Origin of the sequence: Pseudoalteromonas sp. P1-7a (assembly GCF_001401855.1) — a bacterium.
GTDB lineage: Bacteria > Pseudomonadota > Gammaproteobacteria > Enterobacterales > Alteromonadaceae > Pseudoalteromonas.
The window spans coordinates 91,556-98,086 of sequence record NZ_LKDU01000014.1 but is presented as its reverse complement, the minus strand read 5'-3'; the positions used below and the strand labels follow the sequence as shown (position 1 = coordinate 98,086).

5 protein-coding genes are annotated in these 6,531 nt (G+C 39.8%); 2 read left to right on the top strand and 3 right to left on the bottom strand.

What is annotated here, in order from left to right:
• Positions 1–350: 350 nt before the first annotated feature.
• The 3 genes from tyrR to bcsE all read right to left on the bottom strand — a co-directional run bounded on the left by tyrR (position 351) and on the right by bcsE (position 5,490).
• Positions 351–1,907 (bottom strand): transcriptional regulator TyrR, encoded by a 1,557-nt coding sequence (gene tyrR, locus AN389_RS10860; RefSeq protein ID WP_055015963.1) that lies wholly within the window; start codon positions 1,905–1,907, stop codon positions 351–353.
• A 210-nt stretch (positions 1,908–2,117) separates the two neighbouring features.
• A complete protein-coding gene (gene bcsG, locus AN389_RS10855; protein ID WP_055015962.1) occupies positions 2,118–3,698 on the bottom strand; it encodes a cellulose biosynthesis protein BcsG in 1,581 nt (526 codons plus the stop codon).
• A 169-nt stretch (positions 3,699–3,867) separates the two neighbouring features.
• On the bottom strand, positions 3,868–5,490 hold the full coding sequence (gene bcsE / locus AN389_RS10850; RefSeq protein ID WP_055019783.1) for a cellulose biosynthesis protein BcsE: 1,623 nt from the start codon (positions 5,488–5,490) through the stop codon (positions 3,868–3,870).
• Positions 5,491–5,604: 114 nt separating this feature from the next.
• Between bcsE and bcsR the strand changes: the two genes are divergently transcribed.
• Both bcsR and bcsQ read left to right on the top strand, forming a co-directional pair.
• The gene (gene bcsR / locus AN389_RS10845) at positions 5,605–5,784 is read left to right on the top strand and encodes a BcsR/BcsP family cellulose biosynthesis protein (RefSeq protein WP_055015960.1); all 180 of its coding nucleotides are present in this window, start codon (positions 5,605–5,607) and stop codon (positions 5,782–5,784) included.
• Positions 5,785–5,815: 31 nt separating this feature from the next.
• Entirely contained in the window at positions 5,816–6,529 is a 714-nt protein-coding gene (gene bcsQ / locus AN389_RS10840) for a cellulose biosynthesis protein BcsQ (protein ID WP_055019782.1), read from the top strand.
• Positions 6,530–6,531: the final 2 nt, after the last annotated feature.

The following is a 6,531-nucleotide window of genomic DNA, read 5'->3' as shown; positions in this document are numbered from 1 at the left end:
TGTTCAACCTAGGGGCGATTAAATCGCGGCGCGAGGTTTGTAACCTAGTGGGCTCGATAACTGCTCCTGCGTTATTCTAATGACTTACACCCATGTAAGAATAAGTAAAAACCGAGCAAAGCTTCCGCGTCCTGCTCACGCCCCTTACCAACATCCATGTAGGCAACAAAGAGTTGATCGCCCTAGGCTGAACCCGAAGGGCAGCGCATGTTTGGTATTTATGCTGCGTTATCGCCTATTTATGGGGAATAACAACACTTCATAGGCCCTGCCTTGCCTAAAAACCAAACATACTGCTGCAAATTCAACCATCAAAGAACAACACGCCCTAGCTCCCAGTAAATCAGATACTAAACTTTAACAGTTTTGCGATTAATACCATAATCACGCAGTTTATTTGCCACTGCAGTGTGACTCAGCCCTAAACGTTTAGCCAATTGCCTTGAACTTGGGTAAGCTGGATACAACTTACGTAATAAAGTTGCTTCAAAACGTTTTACAGCTTGATCTAACGTCCCCTCAAAATCTGACTCTAAATAACCTAGATCGTGCGTAAATGTGGGCAATTGTAAATGCTCCACACGCAGCTCACTGTCATCGAGTAGCGACACAGCTCGGTAAATCGCATTTTCTAACTGGCGTACATTACCTGGCCACGGGTATTCTTGTAAAAAGCGTAAGCATTCTTGTGATAATAACGGAATAGCATGGCCGTTTTGCTGTGCGTATTTTTGGATAAAGTGCTCGGCTAATGGACCCACATCAGCTTTACGGTCTCTTAGTGGTGCAATCTCTAACGTGAGCACATTAATTCGGTAATATAAATCCTCTCTAAATACGCCCTCTTGTACCATGGCTGGTAAATCTTTTTGTGTGGCTGCAATAATACGTACATTTACTTTTACTTCGTTTTCATCGCCCACTTTTCTAAATGTACCGTCTTGCAAAAAGCGCAGTAGCTTTGTTTGTAACTGTGTAGACATTTCGCCTACTTCATCTAAAAATACAGTACCGCCATCTGCTTGTTCTAATACCCCACGCTTAGGCGCGGTATTTTCTTCATAGCCGGCGTAGCCAAATAATTCAGATTCGGCTACATCATCAGGCAACGATGCACACGATAGAGCGATAAATGGTTTAACCGAACGGTTAGAGGCATAGTGGCAAGCACGCGCAAGAAGTTCTTTACCCGTGCCAGTTTCACCAGTTATTAAAATGGGCGCTTCTAACTGCGACATTTTTCGTGCTTCACGTACAACACGGCGCATAGCAGTACTAAAATTGTGAATAGTTGCAAAGCTTTCTTGCCCATAACGCCTAAAGGCACTGACTTGCTGACCTAATCGGCTTTGCGATTTAATATTTATAACCGCACCAGCTAACACATCACCTTCACCACCTTGCGGGACGGCAATCGGTAAAATATCGGCAATAAAGTCTTCACCGGCCACATCTACACGAGTTGTTTGACCAAGTACTTCTTTGCCTTCTAACCAGCGTGTAAAATTAAAACCTTTTAGTAGGTTATTAATATTGGCTCCTACCACTTCTTTTTCACTTAGTTGCAAGTCTTTACAGGCAGCATCGTTACACAAACGAACCCACCCTTTTGCGTCAATCGAGATAACTCCATCTGGTAATGCGCGCAGCAGTGTATTGAGCTCGTTATGCTCTCGTTCAGAGGGTAAAAAGGCAGTGGTGCGAACATCATGTACGCCATCAATCAAACGAATAGAAGGCATAATTTTTTGAAATTGCTCAAATTCAATTTCAGGAAAGCTTACATACATACGGCAATTTACCGAATCAACCTCAATCCCTTTTAAGTCAACATCGTAGTTAACTAAAATATTTAGGATTTCTTGAGCAATACCCACACGGTCGGCACAATGAATATCTAGACGCATACATCCTCGAATAAGGAAAAACTATATTAGCCGAATAATACGCTAACTGCGTTATTCAATACAGTAAATTGTAAACAAATTTGGACAAGCCCAGATCTTTTTTACTGTAACCTCACGCCTGTAAACATCAAACTGTAATAACGTCCAGCTTAAAAGTAAAAAACGCAGCGTGTAAGCTGCGTTTTAAAAAGGGGTAATACCTATATACTATTAGTTTTGCGGGTATGGGGTCCAGTCTCCGCCATCTAATTGGATATAAGGGCGCTTATTAACATACATCATTATTGTATCGGCGTTTTCAGCGACTTTAGGTGCACGAGGCAGCGTATCAACTAAGTCAGCAATATTGCCATTACCTGCAAAAAAGTTTGTGCTAAGCACGCCACTGATTAGCTCCGATAAACCAAAGTAACTTGTTGATTCGCTTACAAGCGTTTGTGAATAGCTTTGTACATTTTTACCAATAAACTTAATCGCCACCGGAACAGATACAATACTTGGGCTTGGTATTTCGCGAAGACCTGCAAATTGTACTTTATCGCCTTTTAAAGCTGCACCGTGTTCAGGTACTATCATTAGCATCACATTACGGCCACGCTTTTCTAAGTTTTTAATAAACCCGTTAATATCGTTAAATAAGTTTTTATGCCTGGTCGGGTAGCTTTCAAGGCTACTCATGCGAGGCTGATTAGCTAATTGGTTGCCATCGTGCAAACTGGTTGTATTATAATACATAGCGCATGGCGCACAGTCTTCACCTTTTTCATTTAGCCATGAATTAAGTACCGCACCGTCTGAATAAATAGGCTTGTTATCAAACCCATATTGAGCAACGGGTAAGTTAGTAATATCGTAAGGCTGCTCATCTATTTTTCCGAACCTTTTAACTAAGCCCTTAAACTCATCAAAGTGGCCGTCATGGTTCATTACCACACTACTCTTATACCCTAAGCTTTCTAAATTTTTAAATAAGTGGCACTGTTCAGGCGCATTTTCAAATAAAGCCGTTTGACTTGTTTGACCACAGCTTGCTCTTAGCAGACGAATTGCAGCCGGTCCAGAGTAAGAAGTAGCCGAGTTAAAATCAGAAAACACCACATCAAAGTCGCTGTATAAATCGTCAAGACTTACACCAATAGTTTCTAAGTCAGCCACTGCCATAGAGCAGATATTTAACACAATAACATCAAATAACTCACCGTTATATTGCTGTGGGAATTGGCTAATTAGTCTACTTTGTTGTTCATAAAACGCTTTTAACTGCTCATCTGGTGATTTTGCTTCTTGTGTTACTACTTGTGCTTGTGCACGAGGCGCAGCTGTTGTTACGTTATTAGCTGCTACTGGCTGGGTCATTAAATCATCTTCACTGTGATTGCTTTGCCAAGCTACAAACATTAACCCAACAACGGTTACTGTGGTGAAGCGAATCCACTGCGAGCAATACCAAAAACACACCGTAATAACAAATAAAGCCAATAACATGTCAACATTGATAACACGCGCCATGAGCTCCAAAAAATAGCCAAAACTGAAGTCCTGTACATTGCCGGCCTGACGGGTTAAACGCTCTATTGGTGGCAACCACGAGTCTTTATACAATAAAACGATGGCCATTACCGCGCCTAACCAATGCTTAACTTTATTGAGTAAAGGGTGTGCGTAAGAAATAGCAAAAAAAGCAGCTAACGCCGCATTTGCCAATAAGCTAAAGTCGATCGCACCATAATAAAAAAGTGCAAACTTAACTAAAAAATAAAGGTTCCATACCCCTAAGCCTGATAATTTCACTATTTACCCTTCTTTATTCTATTTGGTTTGTAAGGTTCAAGTACTTCATGCTTAAACGTAAGCCGAGCATAGTATTTTTTTAATTTATTCAGTAATAGCGACCCCGACATACACAAAAATACGCCAACTAGCATCGCTAAAATTGCTGTAATCAATAATTGATTAATACTCATAAGTTACTCTTTAAAGCCATTTTAAACGGCACGGCATCTGCGCGCTCATTTTTAGTAAACTCAGGGGTTTCTATATCTGCTGCAACACTTGCATCAATTGCTTGAGTAAATTTATAGCTTTCATTTTCCGTTAATTGGGCAGAGTAATCCGTTATATCCTGCCCTGCATAGTAACGCCTGAGTTGTTTACATTCTTGCTGAATATAAAAATGATCAGAGATTATATTTTGCTGTGCAAAAAAGTCGTTTGTTTCTAATTTAAATAAGTGTTTTATCGCGTTATTAACATCATTTTCGCGACACGCATGCAAGTACAAGTACACGGTATTTTCTACCAAACTGAAAACGTCACCTTCACGTTTAATATGAAACAAATGCAATGGATGGATGGGGTCAATTCGGGGTAAAAGCTCAAGTTTAACCAACACCCCGCTAACCCCTAGATTTACAGCTGAATCGCTGTGCACTTCAACCTGTTTGGTAAACTCTATAAAAGGTAAGTAGCCTTTCGAAAAGGTATTTTCGGTAAATTGAAGTACATGTTCAATAGAGGGCGGTAAGGGCCTTGAAAACTGAAACCCTTGAATTGACTGAACCTGTGAAAGCAATCTTGAAGGCTCTGAAAAACTATACAAAATAAGGTTAACACCTAAAGTCAAAAATAAGCATTCATCTTGATGGCGGATCACACCATCAACGTTTTGAATCACTAATTTAAGCCAACGGCCGCAGTTTTTTCTAAGCTCAAAACATTGCTTAGCAAGCAGAGCTAAATCGGTATAACGCGACACTGCAAACACCAATGTCGCCGCTTCAAGTTTAGGACCTTTTGAAAAAAGCGCGTTGTTGTCTTTTATTATTTTATATTTTGCAGGAAGCTTGGTACCTTCAGGAATCGCCCCTTGCACAATCCACACTTCATCTTCATCTGCAAACACACCCGCAGTTAAGGGTTGTTTTTCAATAATAGTATCTTGTTGGACTTTAAAGTGACCATCTTCAATCATTAAAGGGTACTGCACCGAGGCCAAAATACCCGTACTGTGGTGCCAATAATCGTATTCAAGCACACGCACCGTTGAATCATTCTCAACATAAACTAACCCATCTAAAACATCATTTAACCGCCTAAATAGAAAACGATAGTTAGTTACTTCAGGGCCAGAAACTAAAAATAAAGTAGTCGCCCCCGAATCTCTACTAAAACCCTTAAAGGCATGAATACTATTTGTCAGTTGCCGCTGATCCAACGAGGCTAAATCCGTCGTGCTAAAGTGCACAATAACGAGCGCTTCGTTTAAATGTTTATAAGCATTTAGCTCTTTTAAAGTATTGTTAATTATTTGTTGTTTGGGCCAGTCGCGGGTGTCAGCAGAAAACCTGAATGGGTGCACTTTGTGCTGGTCAAATGCGTGATTTAAAGCATCGCTGTAAGCACCCTCAAAAAATGTCTCTATTTGCGAAGAAACAATATAAATATCAGAGGTTGAGGGCTTATTAATTGCATGTAGGGCCAGTTCAGTAGAAAAATGATCTAAAGGGGCTAAAATTGCATATAACGATGCAGGTTTTAGCTCTGTAGCAGCGGGCTGTAAGCCTGAAATGTTAAAGTTTTGCACTGAATTTAGCCTATAAAAAATACTTTTTTACTAGTTTTACCCGCTATTCTATATATAATAGACAAATATTGTCCACTTTAAATAAAAATAATAAACTTTAGCACAAAGGCATCAATGCACAAATTAACAACAAAAAGCTCTGAAACCTTAACATCCAACGACATTGAGAACCTCGCACGACGCTTTGGTGGCAAAAGCGAAGATTACGTTGAAATTGTTAATAAACAGAAAAATAAACAAACAATAAAAAAATACGCATTACTAAACGAAATACACCGTGCGGTAAATGCGTAATGTGTAATTAAAACGACAGGTAAACAACCCTTTGCAAAGAGTTTTTCTAAAAGGCATTAAAGGCGGTACTGGCGCTACTTCGATGGTTGCCAACTTAGCCTGCGTATTAAAAAAATCAGGCTCAGATGTGATTGCTATAGATTTAGATTCTAAAAGCGATTTGGGACTGCACTTTGGCCTGCCTTGGCAATACAACCAGGGTTGGAGCAATGAGGAACGTTTTGAGGACGCTTTAGCGCACTTTCATCAAGATAGTGATGGCATTGTATTTTTGCCATTCGGCAACAATTGCGTAAGTCGTGAAGCGTTATTTGAGCTTGTTAACAATTGCAATAAACTGGATTATAACAAAGATACCTGGCTTCTATTCGATTGCCCTGCACATGTCGATATTACCCATTACCCCCTAGATAAAAACGACATAGTAATTGAAATAGTTAATTGTGATGCTATTTGTCACAGCTTAATTTACAAAAATCTACAAACGTTAAAACAGACTGACAACCAGTGGAAACACTTTTTTTTAGTCAATCGTTATAACTCTGCATCAACACTTGAATTTGATCTGTTTTCATTGTGGCAATCCACTTTACCATTTATGGCGCCTTTTTTTATAAACAGTGATGAAGTCATTAAAGAGTCTACAGCCTATCGAAATGTAGCGCTTAACTGTGCGCCATACAGTGTTGCTAACGATGACTTTGAAACGCTTGCCGGTTGGCTTGTAAGTAAGTCGGCTTTGTAATT